At 67.8% G+C, this 3,049-nt stretch carries 5 protein-coding genes and 1 pseudogene; all 6 read left to right on the top strand.

The window, feature by feature from the left end:
• A pseudogene (locus tag ACFV9O_RS39970) lies at positions 1 to 305 on the top strand (hypothetical protein); the annotation flags it as partial.
• Between the two features lie 332 nt (positions 306 to 637).
• Positions 638 to 889 (top strand): hypothetical protein, encoded by a 252-nt coding sequence (locus ACFV9O_RS39965; RefSeq protein ID WP_385427921.1) that lies wholly within the window; start codon positions 638 to 640, stop codon positions 887 to 889.
• Positions 890 to 1,453 (top strand): DUF6192 family protein, encoded by a 564-nt coding sequence (locus ACFV9O_RS39960; protein WP_385427920.1) that lies wholly within the window; start codon positions 890 to 892, stop codon positions 1,451 to 1,453.
• A 174-nt stretch (positions 1,454 to 1,627) separates the two neighbouring features.
• Positions 1,628 to 1,945, top strand: coding sequence for a RacP protein (locus tag ACFV9O_RS39955; protein ID WP_385427918.1), 318 nt, complete (start codon positions 1,628 to 1,630; stop codon positions 1,943 to 1,945).
• Positions 1,946 to 2,020: 75 nt separating this feature from the next.
• Positions 2,021 to 2,308 (top strand): transposase, encoded by a 288-nt coding sequence (locus ACFV9O_RS39950; protein ID WP_385427915.1) that lies wholly within the window; start codon positions 2,021 to 2,023, stop codon positions 2,306 to 2,308.
• A gap of 2 nt (positions 2,309 to 2,310) precedes the next feature.
• Complete coding sequence (locus ACFV9O_RS39945) at positions 2,311 to 2,835, top strand: transposase (protein WP_385427912.1); 525 nt, start codon at positions 2,311 to 2,313, stop codon at positions 2,833 to 2,835.
• The last annotated feature ends 214 nt before the right edge of the window (positions 2,836 to 3,049 follow it).

Genomic DNA, 3,049 nt, shown 5'->3' with positions numbered 1-3,049 from the left:
GCCCATGGGGCTTGCTTGAGCCGGTTGCTCGGAAACGGGCATGGCCGGTTCTGAGGGGGGACCGCTGCAGCAATGCAGCGGTCCTACCCGACGAGATCTGGTTCGGAATCCTGACCCGGCAATCCATCCGCCGCGGCACGTTCTCCAGCGTCAACGTCCTGATCAAACAGATCCGCGACTACATCAACTCCTGGAACACGACGGCGAAACCGTTCACCTGGACCGCGACCTCCGGCGAGGTCCTCGCGAAGGTCCGACTCGTCGCGACCAACGTGAAGAAACTCGTCAATAACAACTCGAACTGACATGAACAGGATCACGAGACACTAGGCGGTGAAGGCCAGCGTGACGTCCAGCTGCCCGGAGTGCGGGGCGTCGTGGATGGTCGGGGTCGAACGTCCTGCCTCGGCAACGTACTGCTCTCCCCGCTGCCGCAAACGGGCCTGGCACAGGCGGCGCGCGGTGGACGCCGGGTTGTGAGACCGCGCATTCGGCGGCTGTCATGGTGCTTCACTGCCGGGACCGTGCGCCCCGGCCGGGGCCTGGAGCCGTCCGGATGGTGCCAAGTGACGAGTCGACAGGGGCGGTTGACGGCATGGAAGGGTGCCGCACCCGGGCCTGTTGGGGTGGTGTCCGGATGCCCGCGATGGTCGGCAGTGTGACCCGGGATCGCTACGACGAGCTGGTCAAGCTGGGGCGGGACTGGGTGGCCACGATGAGCGGCGCCCAGTGGCGTCTCGGTGACGCGGCCATGGAGATCGAGCCGATGCGCCCGTATGGGGGTGCGAATCCGTCCGGACGGGACGACTTGTTCACTGTCAGCGAGGCCATCCGGATGTTCGCCGAGGACGTCGGACTGGCTTACACGACGGTCCGGGGCTACCGGTGAGTGTCCTCGCGCCGGCCGAAGGAGCGCCGGCGGGCGGACGTCTCGCACACGATCCACAAGGTCCTGGCCAGTATCCCGGATGAGCAGGAGCGGTTCGACACGGTCACCAACCCCCCGCCCAGCCCGCGCGGCGGACAGTCGAGGTGGACGCACGACAGCGCGAAGCGGGTGGTGGGCTGGAAGGTCGACTCCCCGGAGAGCGTGCAGGAGAAGGTGGAGGCGATTCACGACCTGGCCGCCGACGACGCGGTGGTGACCACCGACTTCCTGCGCCGTCCGGCGGTCGCCTCGAAGGCGATGGCCGACGACACCGCCCGGCATGCAGTGAACGAAGCCCAGTTCGACCGGTTCCGCCAGCAAGCCCAGTTCGTGCAGGAGGAGGCGGCCCCGCAGCTGCAGCGCATGGAGCACAGCGCCCAGTTCATGGACCTGGTCGCGGCCTGCGCGCAGTTCGTCACCACGGCCGGCAGGATCGTGCCGAACCTCCGCGGCGAGCACTACGACGGCGCCGAACGCGACACCACTGGCCGGGGTCTTGCGCGGGTACGCGCCGCGGCCGACTGAATCGAGAACGCCGCCATGCGCGGCGAGGTCGACCTCGACGAGCGGCTGGAAAAGCTGCTGAAGGGCTCGGGTGAGTAGGCGCTGGGGCGGGGGGTCCCCGCTCACGTCCACGCCGAAGCGATCCTCAACGCTCTTCAGGAAGCCCGCCCCGCCGGCCTGACCATCGCCCAGCTGATGGCCGCCACCGAACGCATCCGCGCGCAGCTCCACACCGGGCTCGCGCATCTGCGCAAGGTCGCTGCCGCGAAGGGCCTGCCGCCCGTGACCTGGGACAGGAAGTGGGGATACCGGCTCCTGGACGACGCGCCGGAGGTGTGGATCGGCTACGAACGGGCGTTCTTCGCGACCGTCCACCACCGGGTGGAGAACTTCATCGCCGGGACCCTCCTCCCGCACCAGAAGAAGACCCCCGACGACCCCTACGTCCGCACGGTCATGGCACAGATGGGGGCGATCGAGTCCACCCTTCAGCTCCTGGCCAACCTGGAGTGAACCGACGGAAGACAGGCAACGGGCCGCGATCGCCCAGCAGTTGGCCCCATTTACCGGTCGCGGCCCGGCACCGTCATGCTGCTGCCCCGCTACCACTACCCCTCCGACACCAGCGACCTCGAATGGGCCCTGCTCAAGGCCCTCCTCCCGACTCCCGCCTGCCAGACCCCGAAGAGCGGCGCCCCGGAGAAATGGCCCCGGCGCCGCATCGTCGATGCCATCCGCTACATCACCGACAACGGGGCCAAATGGCGCGCTGCCCGCCGACTTCGGCATCCCCCGGCGCACTCAAGACGATCCTCGATCAGCTCCGCCGACGACTACGGCTGCGCCGCCGACGCTGTCCCTGGCCGGTCCGGGTGATCGTGGACTCCCAGTCCGTCAAAGGAGCGGAGACGGTCTCGAACGCGACGCGCGGGTACGACGCGAACAAGCATATAAATGGGCGGAAGCGGCATCTTCTCGTCGACCAGGACGGCCTGCTCGTCGACCTGCTCGTCACGCCCGCCGACGTCCCGGACCGCGACGCAGCCCGCATCCTGCTCACCCGCCTCCACGTCGAACACCCAGAAATCGTCCTGGTCTGGGCAGACAACGGCTACGGAGGCGAGGAGTTCAGCACCTGGGCCCAGGACACGCTGGGCATCACGATCAAGGTCGTCCCCCGCCCCAAGGACGCCAAGGGCTTCGTTCTGCTGCCAAAGAGGTGGGTGGTGGAACGAAGCAACTCGTGGACGGTGCGGGCCCGGCGCAACGTGAGGGACTACGAACGCCTGATGTCCCACGCCGAAGCCCACATCCAGTGGGCGTTCATCACGCTCATGTCCCGCCGCCTGGCCCGCCCCCGCCGCCAGGCTGAAGCGTCGACGGTCACCCTCGCATCCGCCTGAAAGACCAACGCGCTGCCGCTGCCGTTCGGAACAGCAACCATCGACGCCCAACCGAACGGCAAGCGCACTACTGCCCTTCATGTCCCCGTGACCTGCGAAAAGAGGATGTGACACAGCTTCTGAGCTTGAGATTTATCCTCCGCTCTCGGTCGGCTCGTTGAGTTGACCGGGGGTTTCGCCGTTCGGCGGACAGCGGAACGGCCTCGGGGTGATC

Origin of the sequence: Streptomyces sp. NPDC059909 (genome assembly GCF_042730885.1) — a bacterium.
In the GTDB taxonomy this organism is placed as follows: Bacteria; Actinomycetota; Actinomycetes; order Streptomycetales; family Streptomycetaceae; genus Streptomyces.
Note: the sequence above shows the minus strand (reverse complement) of the source record. Positions and strands in the feature narration are given on the sequence as shown.